24 protein-coding genes are annotated in these 24,712 nt (G+C 68.2%); 19 read left to right on the top strand and 5 right to left on the bottom strand.

The genetic code is table 11. From position 1 onward, the window contains the following. Positions 1 to 67 precede the first annotated feature (67 nt). The 9 genes from JC881_RS09990 to JC881_RS09950 all read left to right on the top strand — a co-directional run bounded on the left by JC881_RS09990 (position 68) and on the right by JC881_RS09950 (position 9,168). The gene (locus tag JC881_RS09990) at positions 68 to 562 is read left to right on the top strand and encodes a DUF4863 family protein (RefSeq protein WP_198785554.1); all 495 of its coding nucleotides are present in this window, start codon (positions 68 to 70) and stop codon (positions 560 to 562) included. Further along, complete coding sequence (locus tag JC881_RS09985; protein WP_198785553.1) at positions 559 to 2,109, top strand: 3,4-dehydroadipyl-CoA semialdehyde dehydrogenase; 1,551 nt, start codon at positions 559 to 561, stop codon at positions 2,107 to 2,109. The genes JC881_RS09990 and JC881_RS09985 overlap by 4 nt, the downstream gene beginning before the upstream one ends. Before the next feature lie 34 nt (positions 2,110 to 2,143). Further along, positions 2,144 to 3,691 carry a benzoate-CoA ligase family protein gene (locus tag JC881_RS09980; RefSeq protein WP_198785552.1) on the top strand — a complete coding sequence of 516 codons (1,548 nt, stop codon included), beginning with the start codon at positions 2,144 to 2,146 and terminating at the stop codon, positions 3,689 to 3,691. A gap of 8 nt (positions 3,692 to 3,699) precedes the next feature. Further along, on the top strand, positions 3,700 to 4,509 hold the full coding sequence (locus tag JC881_RS09975) for an alpha/beta fold hydrolase (RefSeq protein ID WP_198785633.1): 810 nt from the start codon (positions 3,700 to 3,702) through the stop codon (positions 4,507 to 4,509). Further along, positions 4,506 to 5,690, top strand: a complete 1,185-nt coding sequence (locus JC881_RS09970) for an ABC transporter substrate-binding protein (RefSeq protein WP_198785551.1) — start codon at positions 4,506 to 4,508, stop codon at positions 5,688 to 5,690. Before JC881_RS09975 ends, JC881_RS09970 begins: the two co-directional genes overlap by 4 nt. Positions 5,691 to 5,872: 182 nt before the next feature. Beyond that, complete coding sequence (locus JC881_RS09965) at positions 5,873 to 6,745, top strand: branched-chain amino acid ABC transporter permease (protein WP_198785550.1); 873 nt, start codon at positions 5,873 to 5,875, stop codon at positions 6,743 to 6,745. Continuing rightward, positions 6,742 to 7,701, top strand: coding sequence for a branched-chain amino acid ABC transporter permease (locus JC881_RS09960; protein WP_198785549.1), 960 nt, complete (start codon positions 6,742 to 6,744; stop codon positions 7,699 to 7,701). Before JC881_RS09965 ends, JC881_RS09960 begins: the two co-directional genes overlap by 4 nt. After that, positions 7,698 to 8,465: an ABC transporter ATP-binding protein gene (locus JC881_RS09955; protein ID WP_198785548.1), complete on the top strand. Its 768-nt coding sequence runs from the start codon at positions 7,698 to 7,700 to the stop codon at positions 8,463 to 8,465. The genes JC881_RS09960 and JC881_RS09955 overlap by 4 nt, the downstream gene beginning before the upstream one ends. Position 8,466: 1 nt before the next feature. Continuing rightward, positions 8,467 to 9,168, top strand: coding sequence for an ABC transporter ATP-binding protein (locus JC881_RS09950; RefSeq protein ID WP_013538565.1), 702 nt, complete (start codon positions 8,467 to 8,469; stop codon positions 9,166 to 9,168). 104 nt (positions 9,169 to 9,272) lie between these two features. Here the strand turns inward: JC881_RS09950 and JC881_RS09945 are convergent, their stop codons facing one another. Continuing rightward, complete coding sequence (locus tag JC881_RS09945; RefSeq protein ID WP_198785547.1) at positions 9,273 to 10,184, bottom strand: LysR family transcriptional regulator; 912 nt, start codon at positions 10,182 to 10,184, stop codon at positions 9,273 to 9,275. Between the two features lie 106 nt (positions 10,185 to 10,290). Between JC881_RS09945 and JC881_RS09940 the strand changes: the two genes are divergently transcribed. Continuing rightward, entirely contained in the window at positions 10,291 to 11,034 is a 744-nt protein-coding gene (locus JC881_RS09940; protein WP_198785546.1) for an SDR family NAD(P)-dependent oxidoreductase, read from the top strand. Positions 11,035 to 11,071: 37 nt separating this feature from the next. Then, positions 11,072 to 11,296, top strand: a complete 225-nt coding sequence (locus tag JC881_RS09935; protein WP_198785545.1) for a tautomerase family protein — start codon at positions 11,072 to 11,074, stop codon at positions 11,294 to 11,296. Between the two features lie 21 nt (positions 11,297 to 11,317). Here the strand turns inward: JC881_RS09935 and JC881_RS09930 are convergent, their stop codons facing one another. Next, a complete protein-coding gene (locus JC881_RS09930) occupies positions 11,318 to 12,031 on the bottom strand; it encodes a Crp/Fnr family transcriptional regulator (protein WP_198785544.1) in 714 nt (237 codons plus the stop codon). Between the two features lie 125 nt (positions 12,032 to 12,156). Here JC881_RS09930 and JC881_RS09925 point away from each other — a divergent pair, with 125 nt between their 5' ends. The 4 genes from JC881_RS09925 to JC881_RS09910 all read left to right on the top strand — a co-directional run bounded on the left by JC881_RS09925 (position 12,157) and on the right by JC881_RS09910 (position 17,403). Beyond that, entirely contained in the window at positions 12,157 to 13,080 is a 924-nt protein-coding gene (locus JC881_RS09925; RefSeq protein ID WP_198785543.1) for a 3-keto-5-aminohexanoate cleavage protein, read from the top strand. A gap of 47 nt (positions 13,081 to 13,127) precedes the next feature. After that, positions 13,128 to 14,342 (top strand): ABC transporter substrate-binding protein, encoded by a 1,215-nt coding sequence (locus JC881_RS09920; protein WP_198785542.1) that lies wholly within the window; start codon positions 13,128 to 13,130, stop codon positions 14,340 to 14,342. Beyond that, positions 14,297 to 15,283: a 3-hydroxyacyl-CoA dehydrogenase NAD-binding domain-containing protein gene (locus tag JC881_RS09915; protein WP_198785541.1), complete on the top strand. Its 987-nt coding sequence runs from the start codon at positions 14,297 to 14,299 to the stop codon at positions 15,281 to 15,283. The genes JC881_RS09920 and JC881_RS09915 overlap by 46 nt, the downstream gene beginning before the upstream one ends. 311 nt (positions 15,284 to 15,594) lie before the next feature. Beyond that, the gene (locus tag JC881_RS09910; protein WP_198785540.1) at positions 15,595 to 17,403 is read left to right on the top strand and encodes a feruloyl-CoA synthase; all 1,809 of its coding nucleotides are present in this window, start codon (positions 15,595 to 15,597) and stop codon (positions 17,401 to 17,403) included. Here JC881_RS09910 and JC881_RS09905 read toward each other — a convergent pair whose 3' ends face one another. Continuing rightward, entirely contained in the window at positions 17,404 to 18,321 is a 918-nt protein-coding gene (locus tag JC881_RS09905) for a LysR family transcriptional regulator (protein WP_198785539.1), read from the bottom strand. A gap of 121 nt (positions 18,322 to 18,442) precedes the next feature. Between JC881_RS09905 and JC881_RS09900 the strand changes: the two genes are divergently transcribed. From JC881_RS09900 to JC881_RS09890, 3 genes are read left to right on the top strand one after another with little or no spacing between them, the layout of a single operon-like run. Beyond that, a complete protein-coding gene (locus tag JC881_RS09900; protein ID WP_198785538.1) occupies positions 18,443 to 19,810 on the top strand; it encodes an MFS transporter in 1,368 nt (455 codons plus the stop codon). 15 nt (positions 19,811 to 19,825) lie between these two features. Beyond that, the gene (locus tag JC881_RS09895) at positions 19,826 to 20,338 is read left to right on the top strand and encodes a GAF domain-containing protein (RefSeq protein WP_198785537.1); all 513 of its coding nucleotides are present in this window, start codon (positions 19,826 to 19,828) and stop codon (positions 20,336 to 20,338) included. After that, positions 20,335 to 21,588, top strand: coding sequence for a metal-dependent hydrolase family protein (locus JC881_RS09890; RefSeq protein ID WP_198785536.1), 1,254 nt, complete (start codon positions 20,335 to 20,337; stop codon positions 21,586 to 21,588). The genes JC881_RS09895 and JC881_RS09890 overlap by 4 nt, the downstream gene beginning before the upstream one ends. A 24-nt stretch (positions 21,589 to 21,612) precedes the next feature. Here JC881_RS09890 and JC881_RS09885 read toward each other — a convergent pair whose 3' ends face one another. Further along, positions 21,613 to 22,401 (bottom strand): PaaX family transcriptional regulator, encoded by a 789-nt coding sequence (locus JC881_RS09885; protein ID WP_332875214.1) that lies wholly within the window; start codon positions 22,399 to 22,401, stop codon positions 21,613 to 21,615. Between the two features lie 97 nt (positions 22,402 to 22,498). Here JC881_RS09885 and JC881_RS09880 point away from each other — a divergent pair, with 97 nt between their 5' ends. Further along, positions 22,499 to 23,281, top strand: a complete 783-nt coding sequence (locus tag JC881_RS09880) for a crotonase/enoyl-CoA hydratase family protein (protein WP_443083337.1) — start codon at positions 22,499 to 22,501, stop codon at positions 23,279 to 23,281. A gap of 1 nt (position 23,282) precedes the next feature. On the opposite strand, the gene JC881_RS09875 is transcribed toward JC881_RS09880, so the two are convergent. Beyond that, positions 23,283 to 24,665, bottom strand: coding sequence for an aminotransferase-like domain-containing protein (locus tag JC881_RS09875; protein ID WP_198785534.1), 1,383 nt, complete (start codon positions 24,663 to 24,665; stop codon positions 23,283 to 23,285). Positions 24,666 to 24,712 lie beyond the last annotated feature (47 nt).

Here is a 24,712-nt window from a genome sequence, read left to right as displayed (position 1 = left end):
CGGCCACAAGCAAGATACTGCACACACGGTATTCCTGCAAGGTAGTTCCAAAGTTCGAGGCCCCACGATGTCCGACAGCAGCAACCCCGCCACCGGCAAAGAAGCATTTCACCAGTTGATCGCCGGCCTGACCGCCGAGATCGCAGGCAAGCCGCTCGACGCCCAGCTCGACCAGTGGCTCAACGCGACCCACGGCGCGGGCAGCACGCGCTTCGAGCAGTTGCGCCAGGCCTGCATCGGCGGCGTCGCCGAAGGGTGGCTCTGCGAGCGCGAAGGCGGCGGCATCAAGTACGGCCGCGTGTTCAAGGCCGAAGACGCGCTGCACCGCTTCTCGGTCGACGTGGTGGACATGCAGGACATCGCCGGCCCGCACCACACGCACCCCAACGGCGAGATCGACCTGATCATGCCGCTCGACGAAAGCGCCAGTGCCACCTTCGACGGCCGCCCCGCCGGCTGGTGCGTCTACGGACCCGGCACCGCGCACCGCCCGACCGTCGCGCAAGGCCGCGCGCTCGTTCTCTATCTCCTGCCCGAAGGGCAGATCAAGTTCACCCAATGACCGAACTCCTCTCCAACCACGTCGGCGGCCGCTGGCAAAGCGGCTCGGGCGCCGGCACGCCGCTGGCCGATCCGGTGCTGGGCACCGAACTCGCACGCGTCGATGCCACGGGGCTCGATCTGCCCGAAGCCTTTTACTTTGCGCGCGAACAAGGCGGCAACGCGCTGCGCGCCCTCACCTACCGCCAGCGCGCCGGCCTGCTCGGCGCGATCGTGAAGGTGCTGCAAGCCAACCGCGATGCCTATTACGAGATCGCCACCGCGAACTCCGGCACGGTGAAGAACGACTCGGCCGTCGACATCGACGGCGCGATCTTCACGCTCGGCCAGTACGCCAAATGGGGCGATGCGCTTGGCGACGTGCGCGCGCTGCGCGATGGCGAAGCGGTCAAGCTCGGCAAGGAGCCGGTGTTCCAGTCGCAGCACCTGCAGGTGCCGACGCACGGCGTGGCGCTGTTCATCAACGCCTTCAACTTCCCGTCGTGGGGCCTGTGGGAAAAGGCCGCGCCGGCCTTGCTCTCGGGCGTGCCCGTGATCGTGAAGCCCGCGACGGCCACCGCCTGGCTCACGCAACGCATGGTCAAGGATGTGGTCGATGCGGGCGTGCTGCCGGCCGGCGCGCTCTCGGTCATCTGCGGCAGCTCGGCCGGCCTGATGGACCAGCTGCAGCCCTTCGACGTGGTCTCGTTCACCGGCTCGGCCGAGACAGCGACCGTGATCCGCTCGCACCCCGCCGTGGCCGCGCGCTCGGTGCGCGCGAACATCGAGGCCGACAGCCTCAACAGCGCCCTGCTCGTGCCCGGCGCCGCGCCCGGCAGCGATGCGTTCAACCTGCTCGTGCGCGAAGTGGTGCGCGAGATGACGGTGAAGTCGGGCCAGAAGTGCACCGCCATCCGCCGCATCCTGGTGCCCGCCGAGGTGTACGACGCTGCCGCCGAAGCCATCGGCGCGAAGCTCGCCGGCGTCACCGTCGGCAACCCGCGCAACGAGAGCGTGCGCATGGGTTCGCTCGTGAGCCGCGCGCAATTGAATGCGGTGCGCGACGGGCTCGACGCCCTCGCCGCGCAGACCACGGTGCTCCACGACAGCCGCAGCAAGCCGCTGATCGACGCGGACCCTGCCATTGCCGCCTGCATCGGCCCGGTGCTGCTGGGCGCGCGCGATGCCGATGCGGCGCAGCGCGTGCATGACGTGGAAGTGTTCGGACCGGTCGCCACGCTGCTGCCGTACCGCGACCTGGCGCACGGCATCGCGCTCGCGCACCGCGGCCAGGGCTCGCTCGTCACTTCGCTCTATGGCAGCGACGACGCCGCGCTCGCGCAGGCGGCGCTCGCCGTCGCGCCGAGCCACGGCCGCGTGCACGTGATCACCCCCGAGGTGGCGCAAGCCCACACCGGCCACGGCAACGTGATGCCCATGTCGATGCACGGCGGCCCCGGCCGCGCGGGCGGCGGCGCCGAGCTGGGCGGCCTGCGCGCGCTCGATTTCTATCACCGCAGGAGCGCGGTGCAGGCGAGCCCCGGCGTGCTCGCCGCCCTCGGCCTCTAGCAGCAACCGAGTGAGGCCCCAAGGAGACAACACGATGAGCCTGCCCGCACGATTCAATTTCGCCGAACACCTGTTCGCCCTCAACCGCGGCCGCGCCGATCGCACCGCCTACATCGACGACCGCGGCACGCTGAGCTATGGCCAGCTCGAAGACCGCGCGCGCCGCCTGGCCGCCGCGCTGAAGGCCGCCGGCGTGCGCCGCGAAGAGCGCGTGCTGCTCCTGATGCTCGACAACAACGACTGGCCCGTGAGCTTTCTCGGCTGCCTCTATGCCGGCGTCGTGCCCGTGGCCGTCAACACGCTGCTCACGCCCGAGGACTACGCCTACATGCTCGACCACAGCCGCGCGCAGGCCGCGCTGGTGTCGGGCGCTCTGCTGCCGACGCTGCAGGACGCGATGGCGCGCGGCGCGCACGAACTGCAGGCGCTGATCGTCTCGCAGCCCACCGGCGCGCTGCCCGCCAACGCACAGGCCTTCGACGACGCCATCGCCAAGGCCGCGCCGCTGGCCGCGCCGGCGAACACCGCCTCCGACGACCCGGGCTTCTGGCTCTATTCCTCGGGCTCCACCGGCAAGCCCAAGGGCACGGTCCACACGCACGCCAACCTCTGGTGGACCGCCGAGCTCTACGGCAAGCCGGTGCTCGCGCTGACCGAGGACGACGTGTGCTTCTCGGCCGCCAAGATGTACTTCGCCTACGGGCTGGGCAACGCGCTGACCTTTCCGCTTACGGTCGGCGCCACCGTCGTGCTGATGGCCGAGCGCCCCACGCCCGATGCAACCTTCCGCCGCTGGACCGAGCACAAGCCCACGGTCTTCTTCGGCGCGCCCACCGGCTTCGCGGGCATGCTCGCTTCGCCCAGGCTGCCGGCACGCGACACCGTCGCACTGCGCATGTGCTCGTCCGCTGGCGAGGCGCTGCCCGGCGAGATCGCGCAGCGCTTCAAGGCGCACTACGGCTGCGAGATCATCGACGGCATCGGCTCGACCGAGATGCTGCACATCTTCATCTCCAACCGCCCCGGCGACGTGCGCTACGGCACGACCGGCAAGCCGGTGGACGGCTACGACGTCGAGCTGCGCGGCGAAGACGGCCGCCCCGTGCCCGACGGCGAAGTGGGCGACCTCTACATCCGCGGCCCGAGCTCGGCGCTCATGTACTGGACCAACCGCGAGAAGTCGCGCGACACCTTCCAGGGCGGCTGGACCAAGAGCGGCGACAAGTACACGCGCGATGCCGACGGCTACTTCACCTACGCGGGCCGCAGCGACGACATGCTGAAGGTCAGCGGCATCTACGTCTCGCCCTTCGAGGTCGAGGCCACGCTGATGCAGCACCCCGCCGTGCTCGAGGCCGCGGTGATCGGCAAGGAAGACGCCGAAGGGCTCACCAAGACCAAGGCCTTCGTCGTGTTGAAGGACGGCGCCGCCGCGACTGAAGATGAACTCAAGGCCTTCGTGAAGGAGCGCCTCGCGCCCTACAAGTACCCGCGCTTCCTCGAATTCGTGAGCGAACTGCCGAAGACGGCGACCGGCAAGATCCAGCGTTTTCGCCTGCGCGAGCGCGAGAAGCAGGCGTGACCACAGCGATGCACACGCCCGACTTCGCCACCATCGACTGGCGCGGCCGCGCCGTGCAGGTCGAGTGCGCGTGGACCGCGCCCGAGCGCACCGACGCACCGTTGATCGTCTTCCTTCACGAAGGCCTCGGCTCGGTCGCGATGTGGAAGGACTTTCCCGCGCAGGTCTGCGAAGCCGCCAACGCCCGCGGCCTCGTGTTCTCGCGCCCCGGCTACGGCCGCTCCACGCCGCGCGGCGACGACGAGATCTGGGACGTCGATTTCATGCACCGCCAGGCGCACGAGGTGCTGCCCGCCCTCTTCGCCGCGCTCGAGCTCGGCGATGAAAAACCCTGGCTCTTCGGCCACAGCGACGGCGGCTCGATCTCGCTGCTCTACGCCTCGCGCTTTCCCGACCGCGTGGCGGGCCTCGTGGTGCTCGCGCCTCACATCTTCGTGGAAGACGTGACCGTCGCGAACATCGAGCTCGCGCGCACCGCCTACCTCTCGACCGACCTGCCCAAGAAGCTGGGCCGCTATCACGACAGCGCCGATTCCGCCTTCTGGGGCTGGAACCGCATCTGGCTGCACCCGCCCTTTCGCGACTGGAACATCGAACAGGAACTCGACACGATCCGCTGCCCCGTGCTCGCCATCCAGGGCATCGATGACGAGTACGGCACGCTCGCGCAGATCCGCGGCATCGCAGCGCGCGTCGACGGCGATTGCGAACTCGTGGAAATCCCTGAATGCGGGCATTCCCCGCATCGGGATCAGCCGGATCGTGTCATCGTCGCGACCGCCGCTTTCATCACCAAGAACAGGAGACAGACACCATGACCGCCATCCCCAACGCACGCCTCGCACGCCTCGCGCTCACCGCCATCGCCTTCGCCGCCCTTGCATCGGCGGCCGGCGCCCAGGGCACCGGCAAGCTCAAGGTCGGCCTGATGCTGCCCTACAGCGGCACCTACACCGCGCTGGGCGTGGCCATCGAGAACGGCTTCAAGCTCTACGTGGACGAACAGGGCGGCAAGCTCTCGGGCCGCGAGATCGAATACTTCAAGGTCGATGACGAGTCCGACCCCGCCAAGGCCACCGACAACGTCAACAAGCTCATCAAGCGCGACAACGTCGACGTGATCGTGGGCACCGTGCACTCGGGCGTCGCGATGGCCATGGCCAAGGCCGCCAAGGAAAGCGGCACCGTGCTGATCGTGCCCAACGCCGGCGCCGACGCGGTGACCGGCCCGATGTGCGCGCCCAACATCTTCCGCAGCTCGTTCAGCAACTGGCAGCCGGCCTACGCGATGGGCGAGGTCGCGGCCAAGCAGCAGGGCAAGAAGAAGGCGATGACCATCACCTGGAAGTACGCGGCCGGCGACGAGTCGGTCAACGGCTTCAAGGAAGGCTTCGAGAAGAACGGCGGCAAGGTCGACAAGCAGCTCACGCTGCCCTTCCCCAACGTGGAGTTCCAGGCGCTCCTGACCGAGATCGCCGCGGCCAAGCCCGATGCGGTGTACGCCTTCTTCGCGGGCGGCGGTGCGGTGAAGTTCGTCAAGGACTACCAGGCCGCGGGCCTGAACAAGACCATTCCGCTCTACGGCCCGGGCTTCCTGACCGACGGCACGCTCGATGCGCAAGGCGAATCTGCGCAAGGCATGCTGACCACGCTGCACTATGCGGATGGCCTGAACACCGCGCGCGACAACGCGTTCCGCGTGGCATATGCCAAGTCGTTCAAGCTGCAGCCCGACGTGTATGCGGTGCAGGGCTACGACGCGGCGCAGATGCTGGGCGTGGGCCTTGCCGCCGCCAAGGGCGACATCGGCAAGAAGGCCGAGTTCACCGCCGCCATCGAGAAGGCCAAGATCGACAGCCCGCGCGGCACCTTCACGATGAGCAAGTCGCACAACCCGGTGCAGGACATCTACCTGCGCAAGGTGGATGGCAAAGAGAACAAGCTGGTCAGCACCGCGATCAAGAGCCTCGCAGATCCGGCCCGCGGCTGCAGGATGTAAACCGCGCACGCACGCGCTCCACGCCCCAACCGTTCGTTCCACACCACCCCACCACCGCCGTTCGGGCTGAGCCTGTCGAAGCCAGGGCACAACCCGCGAAAGCCTTCGACAAGCTCAGGCCGAGGGGACAGTCGAACGGATGGTGAGGGGTCTTCGTCCTTGCTTCCAACCGGTATCAACCAGTGGATTTCGGAACCTTCCTCGTCCAGTGCCTGAACTCCGTTCAGTACGGACTGCTGCTCTTCCTCGTGGCATCGGGCCTCACGCTGATCTTCGGGATCATGGGCGTGATCAACCTCGCGCACGGCAGCTTCTACATGATCGGCGCGTACCTGGCGTTCTCGCTCGCGCCGCTGTTCGGCGACCAGTTCCTCCTGATGCTGGTGGCCGGCGTGGTGCTCGCGGCCATCTTCGGCTACCTGCTCGAATGGGCCTTCTTCAGCTACCTCTACCAGCGCGACCACCTGCAGCAGGTGCTCATGACCTACGGGCTCATCCTGGTGTTCGAGGAGCTGCGCTCCATCCTCGTGGGCAACGACGTGCACGGCGTGAAGGTGCCCGCATGGCTGGACGGCAGCTTCGCGCTGGGCAACGTCATGAGCTACCCGTGGTACCGGCTCTTCGCCTCGGCCGCGTGCATCGTGCTCGCGGTCGGCTTGTACTGGGTGGTGAACCGCACGCGACTGGGCATGATGATCCGCGCCGGCGCGAGCAATCGCGACATGGTGCGCGGGCTGGGCATCGACGTGAAGCGCCTTTACCGCATCGTGTTCGCAGCGGGCGTGGCGCTCGCGGCGCTGGCCGGGATGATCGCCGCGCCGATGTCCTCGGTGTATCCGAACATGGGCGCGAGCGTGCTCATCATCTGCTTCGTGCTGGTGGTGATCGGCGGCATCGGCTCGATCACCGGCGCGCTGCTGGCCTCGCTGCTGGTGGGCTTCGTCGACACCTTCGGCAAGGTGTTCTTCGCCGACCTGAGCGGCATCGGCATCTACCTCCTGATGGCGATCGTGCTGATCTGGAAGCCCGAAGGGCTGATGGGGAAGCGGTCATGAAGAAGGGCGCATTCCTCGTGCCCGTGGCCTGTGCGCTGCTCATCGGCATCGCCGGCCCGTTGATGGGCAACTACGCCTCGGACTTCGTCGTGAAGGTGATGATCCTCTCGATCTTCGCGCTGAGCCTGGAGCTCCTGGTCGGCATGACCGGCCTCGTGAGCCTGGGCCATGCGGCGTTCTACGGCATCGGCGCGTACGTGACGGTGCTCGCATCGGGCAGCGAAGGCGGCAACTTCGCGCTGCTGCTGCCGATGGCCATGGGGGCGGCGGCGCTCTATGCGCTGTTCGTCGGCGCACTGAGCCTGCGCACGCGCGGCGTGTACTTCATCATGGTCACGCTCGCCTTCGCGCAGATGGCCTTCTTCGTGTTCCACGACACCAAGGTCGGCGGCGGCAGCGACGGCATCTACATGTACGTGCGCCCGGCCCTCGGCGCGCTCGACCTGGAGAACCGCATGGTGCTGTTCTATGTGGTGCTCGCCTCGCTCGCGTTCACCTACGGCCTCCTCGCGCTCATCCGCCGCTCGCGTTTCGGCGCGGCGCTCGCGGGCATCCGCGTGAACGAGCAGCGCATGCGCGCGGCGGGCTTTCCGGTGTACGGCTACAAGCTCGCGGCCTTCGTGCTGGCGGGCGCGCTCGCGGGGCTCGCGGGCTTTCTGCTCGCTTCGCGCGACGGCGTGGTCAACCCCGAGCTCATGGCCTGGCACAACTCGGGCGAGGTGCTGCTGATGGTGATCCTCGGCGGCCTCGGCCACCTGCGCGGCGCGGTGATCGGCGCGATCGCATTCACGCTGCTGAAGGAGATCTTCTCGACGCATGCCGTGATGGGCCCGCTCGCGGACCACTGGCAGCTCACGCTGGGCCTCGCGATCATCGTGTTCGTGGCGTGGTTGCCCAAGGGGTTGATCGGGCTGGTCAGGCGCATCTCGCCCAAGGGCGAAGGAGCCGCGTCGTGAGCACGGCCGCGAACACCACCACCGCCCTTCTTTCGGTCGAAGGCCTCACGCGCCGCTTCGGCGGCCTCACCGCGGTGAACGCCGTCACGCTCGACCTGCACGTCGGCGAAGTGCATGCGGTGATCGGCACCAACGGGGCGGGCAAGTCCACGCTCATCAACATGCTCTCGGGCGAAATCGAGGCCTCCGAAGGCCGCATCGCGCTCGATGGCATCGACATCACGCAGCGCGCGCAATCCAGGCGCGCGCGCGACGGCGTGGGCCGCAGCTACCAGCGCACGACGATCTTTCCGGAGTTCAGCGTGCACGAGAACTGCCGGCTCGCCGCGCAGGCCGCGACCGCGCGGCCGTGGGCGATCTGGCAGGCCTCGCAGCAATGCGCCACCAGCAACGCGGCGGCCGATGCGGCCCTCGAAGCCGCGGGCCTCGCGAACGAAGCCCTGCGCATTGCCGGCACGATGAGCCACGGCGCGCAACGCCAGCTCGAAGTGGCGATGTGCCTGGCGACCCGCCCTCGCGTGCTGCTGCTCGACGAGCCGCTCGCCGGCATGGGCGCCGAGGAAACCGACCGCATGCTCACGCTGCTCGCGCGCCTGAAAGCGACGCACGCGATCCTGCTGGTGGAACACGACATGGACGCGGTCTTCCGCATCGCCGACCGCATCACGGTGATGGTGAACGGCATCGTCATCGCGACCGGCGACCCGACCTCGATCCGCGAGAACCCCGAAGTGCGCACCGCGTATCTCGGAGAGGACCACTGACATGCTGATCGTCCGCGATCTCAACACCTACTACGGCAACAGCCACATCCTGCGCGGCGTGCATGCCGGCATCCCGACAGCCACCTCGGTGGGCCTGCTCGGGCGCAACGGCATGGGCAAGACCACGCTCATCCGCAGCATGATGGGCTACGTGCGGCCCGCCTCGGGCGAAGTGCAGGTCGACGGCCGCACCGTCACCGGCTGGCCACCGGAGAAGATGGCGCGCCTTGGCATCGGCTACGTGCCCGAGGGCCGCGGCATCTTCCCGAACCTCTCGGTGCGCGAGAACCTCGTGATGAGCGAGCGCGCGGGCATCGACGGCCGCCGCGCCTGGACCTTCGACCGCGTGATGGCCACCTTTCCGCGGCTGGCCGAACGCCTCTCGCACGGCGGGCAGCAGCTCTCGGGCGGCGAGCAGCAGATGCTCTCGATCGGCCGGGCGCTGATGACAAACCCGCGCCTCTTGATCCTGGACGAAGCCACCGAAGGCCTCGCGCCGCTGATCGTGGCCGAGATCTGGCGCGTGATCGGCGAGATCCGCAGCACCGGCATCGCCACGCTGATCGTGGACCGCGACTACCGCAAGGTGCTCGCGCACACCGACCTCGCGGTGGTGATGGAGAAGGGGCAGATCGTGCGGCACGGAGCGTCGGCGGATCTGCTGGCGGAGCCGCAGGCGCTGGAGGAACTGCTGGGCGTTTGACGGCCGTTTTTTCCGACGCCTGGAAGACAACAAACCGTTCACGCTGAGCCTGTCGAAGCGCCGCGCGAGGCTTCGACAAGCTCAGCCCGAACGGTTTTGTTCGATCACGCAGTCCGCTGCGCCATCAGGAAATCGATGAACACCCGCATGCGCAGCGGCACATGCCGCCCGTCCGGGTACAGCAGCGTGTACGGCCGCGAGCGGCCCGCAAACGGTTTGAGCACTTCCACGAGCGTGCCGTCGGCGATCTCCTTCTCCACCACGAAGCGGTAGGTCTGGAACAACCCGGCGCCGCTCCTGGCGAGCGTGACGCCGCCGAGCACGTCGTCGGAACAGCTGTAGGCGCTGTCCGCGAAGACCTCGCGGTCCTTGCCATCTTCCTTGAAGAGCCACGAGATGCGGCGGCCGCTGCTGGGCAGTTCGAACTGGATGCACTCGTGCGCGGCGAGGTCGTCCGGCGTGCGAGGCGTGCCGGCTTTCTTCAGGTACTTGCGCGTCGCGACCACCACGAGCGCCGCGTCTTCCAGGTGCCGCGCGATCAGCGTGGAGTCGGGCTGGGCGCGCACGCGCACGGCCATGTCGTAGCCCTCTTCCACGAAGTCGATGTTGCGGTTGCTCAGGTGCACGTGCAGCCGGATGTCGGGAAAGCGTTCGCGGAACGCCGGCAGCATCGGCAGGATGCGGTGATGGCCGTAGGTGGTCGGCACGCTGATGCGCAGCGTGCCCGAGGGCTTGGCCTGCTGGCCCATCACTTCGCGCTCGGCCTCGGCAAGTTGCGCGAGCGCCTGGCGGCACTGCGCGAAGTACGAGCGCCCCGCGTCGGTGAGCCGCACGCTGCGCGTGGTGCGCACGAACAGGCGCAGGCCCAGCCGCTTTTCCAGGCGCGAGATCGAGCGGCTGACGGCCGCCGGCGTCACGCCTGCCGCAAGCGCCGCCGAGGTGAAGCCGCCCGTTTCCGCCGCGAGGCAGAAGAGCTCGATGCTCCCCAGGAGGATGTCGCCGAACTGCCGCTGCATGGATTGATTACCTCGCGTATCAAGTGAATTACGAGTCTAGTGATTTATCTATGTGCGTGTCATCAATACAGTTCACCTCACGTCATCAACTTCCGGAGAACCCGACATGCAAGACAGCACATCTACCCCCACCGTCGTCATCACCGGCGCCTCGAGCGGCATCGGCCTGGGGCTCGCGCAGGCGTACCTGGAACGCGGCTTCAACGTGGTCGCGAATGCGCGCACCGAAGAGCGGCTCGCGGCGGCCGCGAAGCAACTGGGCAACCCCACGCGCTTCCTCGGCGTGGCGGGCGACATCGGCCGACGCGACACGGCAGAGCAACTCATCGCCCGCGCCGTGGAACGCTTCGGCCAGGTCGACGTGCTCATCAACAACGCGGGCATCTTCAATGCCAAGCCCTTCGTCGACTACACCGAGGAAGAGCTGGACCAGCTGGTCGTCACCAACCTCAAGGGCTTCGTCTACGCCTCGCAGGCCGCGGCGAAGCAAATGATCCCGCGCCGCAAGGGCCACATCGTGAACATCACCGCAGGCATCGCACTGCAGCCGAACCTGAAGGTGCCGGCGCTGGTGCCGGTGTTGGTCAAGGGCGGCATCAATGCCGCGACGCGCGCACTGGCGCTGGAACTCTCGCCGCACAACATCCAGGTGAACGCGGTGGCGCCCGGCATCGTCGATACGCCGATGCACCCGTCCGAGAACCATGGCTTTCTGAGCGGCCTGGCGCCCGCCGGCCGCATCGCGACCGTGCGCGAAATCGCCGATGCGGTGCTGTACCTCACCGGCGCGGGCTTCACTTCGGGCGTGGTGCTGGCGGTGGATGGCGGCGCGAGCGCCGGCACCTGGTGATCGCCTCGTTCACACACGCACAGCCAAGGAGCACACCATGCCTTTCGTCAATCTGAAGATCACCCGCGACGGCGTCACGCGCGAACAGAAGGCCCAGGTCATCGCCGAGTTCACGGAAGTCCTCGAACGCGTGCTGAAGAAGCCGCCGGAGTGGACGCACATCGTGATCGAGGAGATCGATACGGAAGACTGGGGGTTTGGAGGGGTGACGACGACCGAATACCGCAAGCGGCTCGCGGAGGGCGCGAAGAAAGCGCAATAAAAGCGGACGGGCGCGGTCGGCCTACTCGATGAACCGCCGCAACCCTTCCAGATCGATCACCGTGATCCCCCCGTACTCGATCCGCAGAAACCCCGCCTCCTTCAACCGGTTCAACGCCGCATTGCACCGTTGCCGCGACACCCCCGAGAGGTTCGCGATCTCTTCCTGCGAAGTCTGTAGGTACGGCTCGCTTCCCGGATGCAGCCATGGGTGGAACAGCCCCGCGAGCGCGCGCGCCACCTGGCTGTCGGCGTCGAGCAGGCGGTGCGCCGCGTAGTTGCCCATGAACCAGTGCAGCCGCTCGTTGATCTGCTGCAGCAGGAAGTGATCGAAGCCGCGCTGCGTGCGGTGCAGCCACTCGAAGGTCTCCAGCGGCAGTCGCGCCACGCGGCTCGCGCGCAGCGCGATGATGTCGGCCGAGCGCGGCACCGCGCGCAGCAGCGTGCCTTCGCCGAACCAGCTGCCGACGGAGAGCGCGCCGAGGGTCACCGAGCGGCCGTCGCTGGAGGTGATCGACCACTTGAGGAGCCCCTCCAGCGTGCCGTACCAGTGCAGCGGCGTGTCGCCGCGCCGGCACAGCGCGGCGCCGGCGGCCACCTCGACCTCGCGCATCTCGTCGCGCACGCGCTCGGCCGCGTCCGCATCGAGCAGCGGGAACCAGGCCGAGCCTTGCAGCAGTTGAGGAATGGTCAGCGATGCCGCCGCGATGGCCGGCTCCGCCTTCTTCGTGGGCATGGAATGAAAGCTCCTGCAGGCCTGGGTGCGTAAACCCTGAGCCCAAATGTCGTCGCGATGACTGAGTGTGCATGCGCTCCCAAAAATAATAGCGCGCCCCTCATGCAAGACACCAGGAAAACGCCATGTCGTCCAAGCGCAAAGTGATCGTGACCATCGCCCCCACCGGCGGCATGGCGCACAAGTCGCAGAACCCGCACCTTCCCACCCAGCCCGCCGAGATCGCCGCCGACGTGCTGCGCTGCTGGAACGCCGGCGCGAGCGTGGTGGCGATCCACGCGCGGCGGCCCGATGACGGCGCGACCTGCAACGCCGATGTCTACCGCGACATCAACAGCCGCATCCGCGCGGGCGGCTGCGACATCGTCATCAACAACTCCACCGGCGGCGGCGTGCACGGCGACATGGTCAAGCCGCTCGCGGGCGACCGCTGGGAAATCGCGTGGGAAGAGCGCATCAAGGGCATGGACGCCGGCGCCGAGATGTGCACGCTGGACGCCACCACGCTGAACCTGAGCTTCGAGGGCAAGCAGATCCTGATGGACACGCCCATCACGCGCGGGCGCGAACTGGCGGCCGGCATGAGGGCGCGCGGCATCAAGCCCGAGTGGGAGGTGTTCAGCCCCACGCACATCCTGCAGGACACGACCACGCTGATCGGCGAGGGCCACGACGAGGAGCCCTACTTCATCAATCTGGTGATGAACGTGCACCGCAACTTCCAGAACGCGATGCCGTACTCGCCGCGCTTCCTGCAGATGATGGTGGACACGCTCCCCAAGGGCAGCATCTTCTGCGTGAGCGGCATCGGCCCCTCGCAGCTCGAAGCCAACGTGGCGGCGCTGCTGCTGGGCGGGCATGCGCGCGTGGGTCTCGAAGACAACCTCTACTTCCGCCACGGCGAGCTGGCCACCAACGTGCAGCTCACCGAGCGCATCGTGCGGGTGATCCGCGAGCTCGACATGGAAGTGGCCACGCCGGCCGAGGCGCGCCAGATGATGGGGCTGCCGCGCACCGGCACGCCGCGGCCCGAGTTCGCGCTGGGCTGAACGAACAAACGATCGAACGAACAACTACAACGACCGGAGACAAGACCATGAACACCCATCTCTCGCGTACTGCGCTGGCCATCGCACTCGGCGCCGCCTTCGCCACCACCGGCGCTTCGGCGCAGGTGTCGGACGACACCATCCGCATCGGCTTCATCAGCGACATGTCGGGCATCTACCGCGACTACGACGGCCCGGCCGGCGCGGAGGCCATCCGCATGGCGATCGCCGACATGGGCGGCGCGATCGACGGCAAGAAGATCGAGCTGGTCACCGCCGACCATCAGAACAAGCCCGACATCGCCGCGGCCAAGGCGCGCGAATGGTTCGACGTGCAGAAGGTCGACATGCTGATCGCGGGCGTCAACTCCGGCGCGGCCATCGCCATGGCGGGCGTGGCGGCCGACAAGAAAAAGCCGTACTTCGTGGTCGGCTCGGGCGCATCGAGCCTCACCAACGAATACTGCTCGCCCTACACGGTGCACTACGCCTACGACACGGTGGCCATGGCGCGCGGCACCGCGAGCGCGGTGGTCAAGGCGGGCGGCAAGAGCTGGTACTTCGTGACCGCCGACTACGCCTTCGGCGCCGCGCTGCAGACCGATGCGGCCAAGATCATCAACGCCAGCGGCGGCACGGTCGCGGGCTCGGTCAAGCACCCGCTGGGCGCGAGCGATTTCTCGTCGTTCATGCTGCAGGCGCAAGGCTCCAAGGCGCAGGTGCTGGCGCTCGCCAACGCGGGCGGCGACACGGTGAACGCGATCAAGTCGGCCGCGGAATTCGGCATCAGCAAGAACATGAAGCTGGCCGGCATGATCATCACCATCAACGACGTGCACGCGCTGGGCCTGAAGACCTCGCAGGGCATGTACCTCACCGACAGCTGGTACTGGAACCAGAGCCCCGAGGCGCGCACCTGGGCGCGGCGCTTCTTCGACAAGCACAAGCGCATGCCCTCCTCCTTCCACGCCGGCGACTACTCGGCCGCGCTGCAGTACCTGCAGGCGGTGAAGGCCGCGGGCAGCGACGATGCCGACAAGGTGATGGCGCAACTTCGCCGGACGAAGTTCAACGACATGTTCGTCAAGGGCGGGTGGCTGCGCGACGACGGCCTCATGGTGCACGACATGCAGCTGATGCAGGTGAAGACGCCCGACGAATCGAAAGAGCCGTGGGACTACTACAAGGTGGTCGAGCCGATCCGCGGCGAGGCCGCATGGACGACGAAGGCAGAGAGCCGCTGCGCGCGGTGGAAATCATGACCCTCCTGAATGTGCAACGTGTCGCGGTCGTCGGCACCGGCGTGATCGGCGCGAGCTGGGCCGCGTACTTCCTCGCGCACGGGCTCGATGTGAACGCGACCGATCCGTCGCCCGGCGCCGAAGACCGGCTGCGCGCCGCGGTGGCGCAGCACTGGCCGACGCTCGCGCGCTTCGGCCTTGCCGACGGTGCCTCGGTGGACCGGCTGCGCTTTCACGACAGCCTGGAAGACGCGGTGTCCGTCGCCGACTTCGTGCAGGAGAACGGCCCCGAGCGCATGGACTTCAAGATCGACCTGTTCCGCCGCATGGACGCGGCCGCGCCGCCGGAGACCATCCTCGCGTCGAGTTCGTCGGGGCTTGCGATCAGCGGCGTGCAGTCGGGCTGCGCGCATCCGCAGCGCGTGGTGCTTGGGCATCCGTTCAATCCGCCGCACCTGATTCCGCTGGTGGAGGTGATCGGCGGCGAGCAGACTTCGGCCGAGGCCATCGAACGCACGATGGCGTTCTACGCGGCCATCGGCAAGCGGCCGATCCACGTGAAGCGCGAGGTCAAGGGGCACATCGCGAACCGGCTGCAGGCGGCGCTGTGGCGCGAGGCCTTCCATCTCGTCAACGAAGGCGTGGCGAGCGTGGCGGACATCGACACGGCAATCGCGCACGGCCCCGGCCTGCGCTGGGCGGTGATGGGGCCGTTCATGAACCTGCATCTGTCGGGCGGTGCGGGCGGCATCGCGCATGTGCTCGCGCATCTGGGCGCACCGATCCAGGACTGGTGGGAGGACCTCGGCGCGCCGTCGATGACGGATGCGTTGAAGCAGAAGGTGACCGAAGGCGTTGCCGAGGAACTGGGCACGCGCCGCACCAATGACCTCGAAGCGGCACGCGACACCCTGCTGTTAAACCTGATTCGCGCGAAGGCCGATACCGGCAAGCTCGGCTAGATGAAAACCTTTCGTCGATGCGTGGGCTGCGCGTTCGGGGCGCGATCACGCCGACGGGGTACCTTGCTCCGCGAATGTCCCCCGGCCTGCGGCCTCCTCCTTGATTTCGCTGCGCAAGGCACCCCATCGGCGTGCTCGTTACAAGCAGTGGTCGTTGATCGGCCGCACACCAGCAGCGTGTCCCTGTGCGCAGGGCATCGGGTACTCCCCGCAGCGAAATCAAGGAGGAGGGCGAAGCCCGGGGGACATTCGCGGAGGGGAGTACCCGGTGGCCTGTGCACCCGCCCTGAACCAAACCTCGGAACACAAAAATGACCGACTTCCTCCAGGACGAAAACCTCATCGCCCCGCCCCGCACGGTGCGCATCGACTTCGACGACGGCTCCTTCGCGCTGCGCTCGCCGCAGGCGCTCAAGCCCTATGCGCGCTGCATCGGCGAATGGATCGAACGCTGGGCGCGCGAGACGCCCGACGCGCTGGCATTCGCCGAGCGCGACGCGACCGGCGAGGGCTGGCGCAAGCTCGACTACCGCGCGCTGCGCCATGCCGTGGGCGCGGTGGCGCAATCGTTGCTCGACCTCAAGCTGCCGGCAGGCCAGCCCATCGTGATCCTCTCGGACAACGCGATCGACCACGCGGTGCTGATGCTCGCGGCGATGCACATCGGCCGCACAGCGTGCTCGCTCTCCAGCGCGTACTCGCGCATGGTGAAGGACCCGTCGCGGCTGCACGGCATGCTGAAGGCGCTCGGGCCTGCACTGATCTATGCGTCCGACGCCAAGGTGTACGGCGGCGCGCTGGCGGGCTGCGGCCTGGAGGCCGTCACGGTGTTCAGCCGCAACGCCGATGCGCACCCGGGTGCGATGGCTTTCGACCAATTGCTCGCGACGGAAGAAACACCGGCCGTGATGGAAGCCTTCGCAACCATCCTTCCCGACACCCACGCCAAGTACCTGCTGACCTCCGGCTCCACCGGCAAGCCCAAGGTGGTGATCAACACGCACCGCATGCTGTGCGCCAACCAGCAGATGATGGCGCAGACCTGGCGCTTCCTCGCACACGAGAAGCCGGTGCTGGTCGACTGGCTCCCGTGGAGCCACACCTTCGGCGGGAACCACAACCTGCACATGGTGCTGTGCCATGGCGGCGCGCTCTACATCGACGAGGGCCGGCCTGCGCCGGGCCTGATCGAGAAGACGGTGCGCAACCTGCGCGAGGTGAAGCCCACGTTGCTGTTCAACGTTCCGCGCGGCTTCGACATGCTGTTGCCCTTTCTCGAAGCCGACGAAGCGCTCGCCACCGAGGTGTTCTCGCGGCTGCGGCTCGCCTTCTATGCGGCGGCGGCGCTCGCGCCTTCGACATGGCAGCGGCTCGAAGCGGTCGCGCAACGCGTGCGGCCCACGCGCCCGCTGTGGTTCACCACCTCGTGGGGCGCGACCGAGACCTCGCCCGCCATCACCTCGGCGCACTGGAAGCTCGACGGCGCCGGCTGCATCGGCGCGCCGCTGCCGGGGCTCGAGCTCAAGTTCGTGCCCAACGGGCAGAAGCTGGAGATGCGGGTCAAGGGCGTCTCGGTGTTTCCTGGCTACCGCGATGCGCCGCGTGAAACCGCGGAGGCCTTCGACGAAGAGGGCTACTACCGCATCGGCGACGCCGGCTTTCTCGCGAACGCCGCGGAACCCACGCACGGCGTGATCTTCAACGGCCGCGTGGCCGAAGACTTCAAGCTCTCGACCGGCACCTGGGTCTCGGTGGGCACGCTGCGCGTGAAGCTGGTGTCGATGCTCGCGCCGCATGTGCAGGACGTGGTGCTCACCGGCCACGACCGCGACGAGATCGGCATGCTGGTGTTCGCCAGCCCGCAGGGTGCGTCGCTCGCCTCCGAGGCGCTGGCCGAGCGCATCGCCGGCGTGCTGCGGTCGCTGCGCGACGAAGGCGCGGGCTCGTCGCAATGCCCCGCTTTCGCGCTGGTACTGGCCGAACCGCCGAGCCTCGACGCGGGCGAGATCACCGACAAGGGCTACATCAACCCGCGCGCGGTGCTCACGCGCCGTGCGGCCGATGTGGCGCGGCTGCACGCGGGGGAAAACGACTCGCAGGTGGTGCGGCTGCGCGGCTGATCACGAGGGCTGCTCGAACAGCGACAGCAGCGTGTTCTGCAGCCACTGGTGCAGTGCCGAGGTCTCGTGCCGCTGGTGCCAGAACAGCTCGATGATGCGCGGCGGCGCCTCCAGCGGCACCGGCATCTTGCGCAGGCCCGCCAGGCGCGAGGGCTCGAACTTCTCCGACCACGGCAGCACCGCGATGAGGTCGGAGCGGCGCACCACCTCGTAGGCCGCGCCGTAGTGGTTCACCGTCGCCACCAGGTTGCGCTGCAGCCCGCGGCTGCGCAGAAAGAGGTCGTAGGTCGGCGTGGTCTTGCCGACAAGGCTCACATCCACATGCCGGGCCGCCAGGAATTTCTTGAGCGGAATCCTGCCCGTGCGCGCCAGCGGATGCCCCGCGCGCATGAAGCAGAGGAAATCGGGTGACCACAATGCCCGCGACTTGAGGAACGCGGGCCGCCGCACCTCCTCGTTGTAGACGCTGATCGCGAAGTCGGCCTTGTTGTCGGCCAGCACCGGGCCGAAATCCACCAGCGTGTTCGGAATGGCATGGACCTGCATCGCCGGCGCGACCTTGCCCAGCCGCGCCGCCAGCCGCGGCACCACGATCGAAGAGACGTAGTCGGACATCGCGATGCTCACGCTCGCGGTGCTGCGCAGCGCGTCGAAGCGCTCCACGTCCATGGTCGCGCGGATCGCATGCAGCGACTGCGACAGCGGCTCCCAGAGATCGATGGCGCGCCGGGTCGGGTTGACGCCCGCGCCGCTGCGCACGAAGAGCGGGTCGTCGAACGTATCGCGCAGCCGGCGCAGCGCGTTGCTCACCGCCGGCTGCGTGAGCGACAGCTTGCTGGCCGCGCGCGTGACGTTGCCTTCGGTCATCAGCGCCTCGAACACCTTCAGCAGGTTCAGGTCGGCATTGCGGTAGTTCATCGTGCGTCCCGTTCATTCACCGGCTCAATAAACACAATCACGCATATAAATTTGCGGTGATATCCCCCCGATCCTACGATCTGCCGCTTCACCCCACCCAACCCGAAGCCGAGGGATTCCCATGACCATGCTGTCGGCGCGCATCGAGCGCCTGCCTTTCTCTGGTTTCCATCGACGCCTGCTCCTCATGGGAGGCCTGGGCTACACCTTCGATGCGATGGACGCCGCGGTCATCGCCTTCGTGCTGCCGGTGCTGCGCACCGAGTGGGGGCTCAGCAGCGTGCAGATCGGCGTGCTGGCCAGCGCGAACTTCATCGGCTTCTTCTTCGGCGCGCTGGCGGCCGGCGCCTGCGGCGACCTGATCGGGCGGCGCAAGGTGATGATGTCGGCGCTCGCGATCTACTGCGTGGCCTCGCTCTTCAGCGGCATGGTCAACGACTGGACGCTCTTTCTCGCGCTGCGCATCGTGGCCGGCTTCGGCGCCGGCGCGGAGAGCGCGATCATCGCGCCCTATCTCTCGGAGTTCGTGGCGCGGCGCTACCGCGGCACCTTCACGGGGGCGCTGGCGGGCTTCTTCTCGTTCGGCTTCGTCGCCGCGGCGCTCCTGGGCTACTTCATCGTGCCGGCACACCCGCAGGGCTGGCGCATCGTCATCTTCATCACCGCGCTGCCCGTGGTGCTGCTGCTGTGGTGGCGCCGCGCGTTGCCCGAGTCTCCGCGCTGGCTCGAGAGCCAGGGGCGCGAGAACGAGGCGCTCGCGATCATGGATGCGATGGAGGACAACCACGTGCGCCACGGCCACGCGCTGCCCGCGCTCAACGCCGAAGACGTCGCCGCCCCGCCGCCCAGCACCACCCGCGGCAGCCTGCTGAAGAACTACGCGACGCTCGTCTCCACCAAGCTCATCCGCATCAGCACCATGACCTGGCTGATGTGGCTCTCGATCACCTTCAGCTACTACTCGTTCTTCACCTGGATTCCGAGCCTTTTGATCCAGAACGGCATGACGATCACCAAGAGCTTCGGCTATTCGCTGGTGATGTACATCGCGCAGATCCCCGGCTATTTTTCGGCCGCGTGGTTCAACGAGCGCATCGGCCGCCAGGCCACCATCGTGAGCTACATGCTGCTGGGCGGGCTCTGCGCGCTGGGTCTCGCGTTCACGCACAGTGACGCGCAGATCATGGTGGCGGGCGTGCTGCTGTCCTTCTTCATGAACGGCACCTACGCGGGCGTCTATGCCTACACGCCCGAAGTGTTCCCGACGCAGGTGCGCGCGACGGGCTCGGGCCTGGCCTCGGCCATCGGGCGCATCGGCGGCATCACCGCGCCGATCCTGGTGGGCTTCATCTATCCGACGGCCGGCTTCGCGGGCGTGTTCGGCATGACGACGGCGGTGCTGCTGCTGGGCGCGGCGGCCGTCACGTTCATGGGCATTCCCACGCGCGGCCGCTCGCTCGAAGACATCGCGGCCGGCGAACTTTCCTGACGACCTCCGATAACCATGCAGACCAACCCTCTCGAAGACTCTCTTTCGGCCGTGGCGCTCGCCCATGCCGACACCGCGCAGCCGCACGCCACGTTCGACGCGATCGACAAGGCCGTCGCATCGACCATCGGCCACCGGCTCTTCACCATCCTGGTCCACCACCGCGAGGCGCGCGAATCGGAGCGCGTGTACACCAACATGCGCGAGGCCTACCCCGTGGGCGGACGCAAGCCCATCACCGATTCGCCGTGGATGCAGCAGGTGATGCAGCGCGGCCTGCCCTACATCGGCCGCAACGCCGAGGACCTGCGCGACGTGTTCTACGACCACGAGCTCATCGTGTCGCTCGGCTGCCGCAGCGTGCTGAACATTCCGCTGCGCTGGCAGGGCGAGACGCTCGGCACGCTCAACATGCTGCACGAGGAGAACTGGTACGGCGACAGCCACGTGGAGCTTGCGCGCGTGTTCGCGCAGCTGGCGGTGCCGGCCGTGATGGCGCAACAACAGGCGAAGGAGCCCCAGGCATGACGACGGCGAACACCTTTCTTTTCAGGAACGCGAACCTGCTCGACCCGCTGAAGAGCGAACTGCTCGAAGGCCACGACATCCTGGTCGAAGGCGGCGTGGTCCGCGAGGTCTCCGACAAGCCGCTGCAGAGCAAGGCCGCACGCGTCATCGACGTCAAGGGCAAGACGGTGATGCCCGGCCTCATCGACCTGCACGTGCATGTGATCGCGGTGGAGCTCAATCTCTCGCGCCAGGTCCACATGCCCAACGTGCTCATCACGCTGCGCAGCGTGCCGATGCTGCGTGGCATGCTGCGGCGCGGCTTCACCACGGTGCGCGACGCGGGCGGCGCGGGCTTCGCGTTCAAGCAGGCGGTGGACTCGGGCCTTGCGCAGGGGCCGCGCCTGTTCGTCTCGGGCCGCGCGCTGAGCCAGACCGGCGGGCATGGCGACATGCGCGGGCGCTCCGACTTCCTCGATCCGGCCGCGACCTGCTCGACCTGCGTGCGGGTCGGCGCGCTGGCGCGCGTGGTCGATGGCGTCGATGCGGTGCGACGCGCCGTGCGCGAAGAGCTGCAGATGGGCGCGGATCAGATCAAGATCATGGCCTCCGGCGGCGTGGCCTCGCCGACCGACCCGGTGGGCGCCTTCGGCTACAGCGAGGACGAGATCCGCGCCATCGTGGAAGAAGCCTCGGGGCGCGGCACCTACGTGATGGCGCACGCGTATACCGCCGCGGCCATCGCGCGCGCCGTGCGCTGCGGCGTGCGCACCATCGAGCACGGCAACCTCGTGGACGCGCCCACGGCCGCGCTGATGGCCGAGCTGGGCGCCTATGCGGTGCCGACGCTGGTCACCTACGACGCGCTGGCCAACGAGGGCGAAAGCTTCGGCCTGCCCAAGGAGAGCGTCGCCAAGGTGGCCGACGTGCGCGAGGCGGGCCTGCGCTCGCTGGAGATCTACAAGAAGGCCGGCGTGAAGATGGGCTTCGGCTCCGACCTGCTGGGCGAGTCGCAGCGCCTGCAGAGCGACGAGTTTCGCCTCCGCGCCGAGGTGCTCTCGCCGGCCGAGGCGATCGCGAGCGCCACCGTGGTCGGCGCGGAGGTGCTGGGCATGCCGGAGCGCCTGGGCCGCCTGGTGCCGGGCGCGCTGGCCGACCTCCTCGTGGTCGACGGCAATCCGCTGCGCGATGTCGAATGCCTGCTCGGACAGGGCGAGCGCATTCCGCTGGTCATGAAGGAAGGCGTGGTCCAGTTCGACGAACTGGGCTGAAGTTTCTGCTCGCGATCGCGGCGGTCAGGCCTCTGCAAACCACGCGCGCCACAGCTTGCGCGCCTTGTCCTGGTAGCGGCGAGTGACGGCCTGCAGTGCGATGCGCGGCGCGGGCGACATGAGTTCGGCCGGCAGCAGCGGATCGCGGATGAGGTGCGCGATGACCGCGCGCCCGAGCAGCAGCGACTCGCGCACCGCCGCTTCGAGCGGCAGCCTGTCCAGCCGCTTCTCGCCGCGCTCGATGCCGGTCTGCAAGCGCTGGTAGCCAGCCGCCAGCGCACGCACGTTCCACAGCTTGCGCGCGGCCTCCTCCGTGCCTCTGTCCATGTCGGCAAGGCGGAACACCAGCGCCTTCGACGACAGGCCAAGGCCCTGCAGCTGTTCGCGCTCGGCCGCCAGCCCGCCCCGGAGGTTGTCGGGCCGGATGTGCAGGCCGGCCTGCAACGGGGCGAAGCCGCGCAGCGACAGCGCCAGGCCATGGTGCCGCCAGGCCGTCTTGTCCGAACGCGGCACGCCCGCGTCATGCACCGCGAGCCAGTCGCCGCGCCACGCGACGGCCTGCGCGCCGCGCTGCCGCCAGCCATCGACCGCGCGCGACAGCGCGGGCCCCGCGCGGTTGAGCGCATAGGTGCCGCGCTCGCCGCGTTCGATCTTGCCGTCGCTCGCGAGCCGCGTCAGGGCCACGCGCAGCGTCGATTCGCCGATGCCCATCAGCGCGCCGGCGCGGCACAGCGACTGCGCGCCCAGCATGCCGCTGTGCGCGACGAGCAGGTCGAGGATCAGCGCCGGCGCGCTCGGAATGGCGACCGGCACATTGCATATTTTTTCCACGTTTGCACATCGGAGAAATATTTCCTACGATGAACCAGAGCTATTGAGTAAGTAATTTTGCCTCGAAGGGAACGCATCCATGGCTATGGAATACGTGAGCTATTACACGGATCAGGCGGTCTGCACCCTCACGCTGAACCGCCCGGACAAGCGCAATGCCGTCAACGGCGTGGTGGCTGCCGAGCTGCGCGAGGCCTTCGAACGCTTCGAGGCCGACGAGGCCCTGCGCGTCGCGATCCTCACCGGCGCGGGCGGTCACTTCTGCGCCGGCGCCGACCTCGCGGCCGTCGGCAACCCGGACGAGCGCAACGCGCTCGACCCCGATGGCGGCGGCAGCGGGCCGATGGGGCCGACGCGCATGGCGCTGTCCAAGCCGTTGATCGCAGCGGTGAACGGCTACGCGGTGGCAGGCGGCCTCGAACTGGCGCTTCTCGCCGACCTGCGCGTGGCCGACGACGATGCGGTCTTCGGCGTGTTCTGCCGCCGCTGGGGCGTGCCGCTGATCGACGGCGGCACGGTGCGGCTGCCGCGCATCGTGGGCATGGGGCGCGCGATGGACATGATCCTCACCGGCCGGCCCGTCTCCGCGACCGAGGCGCTGGCGATGGGCCTGGTCAACCGCGTCACGCCACCGGGCGGCGCGCTCGCGGCGGCGCGGGAACTCGCATTGCAGATCGCCGCGTTCCCGCAGCAATGCATGCTCACCGACCGCTGCTCCGCCTACGCACAGTGGGACATGCCGCTGGCCGAGGCACTTCGCCATGAAGGGGCACAGGGCGTGCCGATCGTCTTTGCCGAAGGCGAAGCCGGCGCCGCGCGCTTCGCCGGTGGCGCGGGGCGGCACGGCACCTTCAAGGGCTGATTCAGGAGCGCCTGCGCAACGCGGTGCGCAGCGCCTTCGCGAAACGCGGATCGGCCATCGCGCCGACGTTGAAGCGCGACCAGCGCGAGACCTGCGTCGAATCGACGCTGAAGATGCGCCCCGGCGCCATCACGATCTTGCGCGGCAGCAGCTCTTTCGCGAACGCCAGCGAGTCGGCCACGCCGGGGAGCGCCGCCCAGATGTAGAGCGACTGCGGGGTGCGCGCGAAGACCTCCGCATCGACCGAATCGAACAGCTGCAACGCCTTGCGCGTGGCCTCGCCCAGGCGCGTCTGCAGGCGGTTGAGGTGCCGCTGGTAGTGGCCCTCGCTCAGGATCACATCGACCGTGCGCTCGCTGTACTCCGAGCTGCTCACGTGGATCAGCGCCTTCAGGTCCGCGAGGTCGCTCGCGAGATCCGCACCGCAGGCGATGAAGCCCACGCGCAGCGCCGCGGAGAACGACTTGGAGAAGCTGCCGATGTAGATCGTGCGCTCCAGCTGGTCGAGCGCCGAGAGCCGCGGCAACGCGGTCGGCTTGAAGTCGGCCAGCGGGTCGTTCTCCACGATCAGCAGGTTGTATTTCTGCGCGAGCTGCAGCACGCGAAAGGCCTTGGCCGGCGAGATGTCGGAGCCCGTGGGGTTGTGCGCGAGCGACTGCGTGAAGAAAAGGCGCGGCCGCTCTGCGATGAGCAACTGCTCCAGCACATCGAGGTCGGGCCCGTCCGCCAGGCGCGGCACGGCCAGCATTTGCGCACCCGCGAGCTTGAGCTTGCCGAAGAGCGGGTAGTAGCCCGGGTCGTCCACCAGCACCTTGCCGCCGGGCGGCACGAAGTAGCGGATGACGATGTCCATCGCCTCGTTCGCGCCGTGCGTGAGCACGATCTGCCGCGGCTCCGCGCCGATGCCGAAGTCCGCGAGCTTGCGCACGAGATGGTCGCGCAGCGGCGCGTAGCCGAAGCGGCTGCCGTAGCGGAACAGCGCGCCGAGCCCCGTGCGGACGACCTTGGGGTGGTACTTGTCCAGGCGCACATCGGCGAGCCATTCGACGGGCGGAAAGCCGTCGCCCACCGCGACCGCATCGGGCTGCGTCTTGAGTTGCTCCCGCATGAGCCAGACGATGTCCATCGCGCGGCCGAGGCTGCCTGCGTCTTCCTCGGGCGGCTTGGGCCTGGACTGCGCGAGCACGAAGTAGCCCGAACCGCGCCGCGGCTCGACGAGGCCGCGCGACACCAGCAGCTCGAACGCGGCCACCACGGTGTTCTTGGCATAGCCATGCAGCTGCGCCAGTTCGCGCAGCGACGGCAGCTTGTCGCCGGCCTTGTAGGCGCCGCTCGCGATCTGGCGCGCGAGGGTGTCGGCGAGCGAATCGGCGATCGTGGTCATGGGCCGAGACTGTGACACAGCGGGCCGCTTTCACGGACCACTGTCCG

This window comes from Variovorax sp. IB41 (assembly GCF_016405905.1).
In the GTDB taxonomy this organism is placed as follows: domain Bacteria; phylum Pseudomonadota; class Gammaproteobacteria; order Burkholderiales; family Burkholderiaceae_C; genus Variovorax.
This window is presented reverse-complemented; position numbering and strand designations above follow the sequence as displayed.

Bases quoted from the DNA above. Each gene is read 5' to 3' on its own strand.
- JC881_RS09975 (WP_198785633.1), top strand. From the start codon at position 3,700: ATGCACACGCCCGACTTCGCCACCATCGACTGGCGCGGCCGCGCCGTG.
- JC881_RS09875 (WP_198785534.1), bottom strand. From the start codon at position 24,665: ATGACCACGATCGCCGATTCGCTCGCCGACACCCTCGCGCGCCAGATC.
- JC881_RS09985 (WP_198785553.1), top strand. From the start codon at position 559: ATGACCGAACTCCTCTCCAACCACGTCGGCGGCCGCTGGCAAAGCGGC.
- JC881_RS09925 (WP_198785543.1), top strand. From the start codon at position 12,157: ATGTCGTCCAAGCGCAAAGTGATCGTGACCATCGCCCCCACCGGCGGC.
- JC881_RS09980 (WP_198785552.1), top strand. From the start codon at position 2,144: ATGAGCCTGCCCGCACGATTCAATTTCGCCGAACACCTGTTCGCCCTC.
- JC881_RS09905 (WP_198785539.1), bottom strand. From the start codon at position 18,321: ATGAACTACCGCAATGCCGACCTGAACCTGCTGAAGGTGTTCGAGGCG.
- JC881_RS09915 (WP_198785541.1), top strand. From the start codon at position 14,297: ATGGACGACGAAGGCAGAGAGCCGCTGCGCGCGGTGGAAATCATGACC.
- JC881_RS09960 (WP_198785549.1), top strand. From the start codon at position 6,742: ATGAAGAAGGGCGCATTCCTCGTGCCCGTGGCCTGTGCGCTGCTCATC.
- JC881_RS09920 (WP_198785542.1), top strand. From the start codon at position 13,128: ATGAACACCCATCTCTCGCGTACTGCGCTGGCCATCGCACTCGGCGCC.
- JC881_RS09910 (WP_198785540.1), top strand. From the start codon at position 15,595: ATGACCGACTTCCTCCAGGACGAAAACCTCATCGCCCCGCCCCGCACG.
- JC881_RS09895 (WP_198785537.1), top strand. From the start codon at position 19,826: ATGCAGACCAACCCTCTCGAAGACTCTCTTTCGGCCGTGGCGCTCGCC.
- JC881_RS09970 (WP_198785551.1), top strand. From the start codon at position 4,506: ATGACCGCCATCCCCAACGCACGCCTCGCACGCCTCGCGCTCACCGCC.
- JC881_RS09900 (WP_198785538.1), top strand. From the start codon at position 18,443: ATGACCATGCTGTCGGCGCGCATCGAGCGCCTGCCTTTCTCTGGTTTC.
- JC881_RS09940 (WP_198785546.1), top strand. From the start codon at position 10,291: ATGCAAGACAGCACATCTACCCCCACCGTCGTCATCACCGGCGCCTCG.
- JC881_RS09945 (WP_198785547.1), bottom strand. From the start codon at position 10,184: ATGCAGCGGCAGTTCGGCGACATCCTCCTGGGGAGCATCGAGCTCTTC.
- JC881_RS09930 (WP_198785544.1), bottom strand. From the start codon at position 12,031: ATGCCCACGAAGAAGGCGGAGCCGGCCATCGCGGCGGCATCGCTGACC.
- JC881_RS09935 (WP_198785545.1), top strand. From the start codon at position 11,072: ATGCCTTTCGTCAATCTGAAGATCACCCGCGACGGCGTCACGCGCGAA.
- JC881_RS09950 (WP_013538565.1), top strand. From the start codon at position 8,467: ATGCTGATCGTCCGCGATCTCAACACCTACTACGGCAACAGCCACATC.
- JC881_RS09990 (WP_198785554.1), top strand. From the start codon at position 68: ATGTCCGACAGCAGCAACCCCGCCACCGGCAAAGAAGCATTTCACCAG.
- JC881_RS09890 (WP_198785536.1), top strand. From the start codon at position 20,335: ATGACGACGGCGAACACCTTTCTTTTCAGGAACGCGAACCTGCTCGAC.
- JC881_RS09880 (WP_443083337.1), top strand. From the start codon at position 22,499: ATGGCTATGGAATACGTGAGCTATTACACGGATCAGGCGGTCTGCACC.